Origin of the sequence: Testudinibacter sp. 'clade 2', from assembly GCF_006227735.1 — a bacterium.
Classification (GTDB): domain Bacteria; phylum Pseudomonadota; class Gammaproteobacteria; order Enterobacterales; family Pasteurellaceae; genus Chelonobacter.
The window spans coordinates 1-598 of record NZ_VDHB01000219.1; the positions used below are offsets into that span (position 1 = coordinate 1).

Sequence of the window (598 nt, forward strand, 5' to 3'; positions counted from 1 at the left end):
ATCCGCCCCTACTTTGCCTTATCAAACATCTTTGTCAATAAACTGAGCAGGATTTACTATAATCTTGCTTTCTATCCATAAAAAATTAAGGCGGAGTAGCCGATGAAAGTAGCAAAAAATGTAGTGGTCAGTATCGCATATCAAGTTCGTACTGAAGATGGTGTGTTAGTGGACGAAGCCCCAGTCAACCAACCGTTGGAATATTTGCAAGGGCACAATAATCTGGTGATCGGCTTGGAAAATGCCATTGAAGGGCGTGAAGTCGGCGAAAAATTTGAGGTGCGGGTCAAACCGGAAGAGGGCTACGGCGAATATAACGACAACATGGTGCAACGTGTACCGAAAGACGTCTTTGTCGGTGTGGATGATTTGGAAGTCGGCATGCGCTTTATCGCCGATACCGACATCGGCCCGTTGCCGGTGGTGATCACAGAAGTCGGCGACGATCATGTGGTGGTGGACGGCAATCATATGTTAGCCGGACAAGAGTTGTTGTTTAACGTAGAAATTATTGCCACGCGCGAAGCGACACTGGAAGAGATTTCCCACGGTCATATCCATGCTGAAGGCGGCGGTTGCTGCGGTGGTCACGACAGTG

1 protein-coding gene is annotated in these 598 nt (G+C 48.3%); it reads left to right on the forward strand.

The genetic code is table 11. The features are described from left to right. Positions 1–102: 102 nt before the first annotated feature. On the forward strand, positions 103–598 hold a 496-nt coding region (gene slyD, locus FHQ30_RS12810), incomplete at its 3' end, for a peptidylprolyl isomerase (protein WP_139625190.1).